Source organism: Bradyrhizobium sp. Kon56 (assembly GCF_055807635.1).
Window position 1 is genome coordinate 1 of record NZ_JBVVOU010000436.1, and the last position, 267, is coordinate 267.

General features: G+C 63.3%; 1 protein-coding gene. It reads right to left on the bottom strand.

The features are described 5' to 3' along the window. The coding region (locus AC0L3B_RS39590) for a radical SAM protein (RefSeq protein ID WP_473383288.1) at positions 1–267 on the bottom strand (267 nt) is incomplete at both ends.

Consider the following 267-nt stretch of genomic DNA (forward strand, 5'->3'; position numbering starts at 1 on the left):
GCCGGTGCGATATTGAACGTCGACGCCATAGGCGCTGGTGTCCTGGGAAATCACCAGCAGCTCTTTCACGCCGGATTTGACCAGGCGCTGGGCTTCGTCCAGCACGTCGCCGACCGGGCGGCTGACCAGCTTGCCGCGCATCGACGGGATGATGCAGAAGCTGCAGCTGTGGTTGCAGCCTTCGGAAATCTTCAGGTAGGCGTAGTGGCGCGGCGTCAGCTTGATGCCTTGCGGCGGCACCAGGTCGATCAGCGGGTTGTGGTCCTG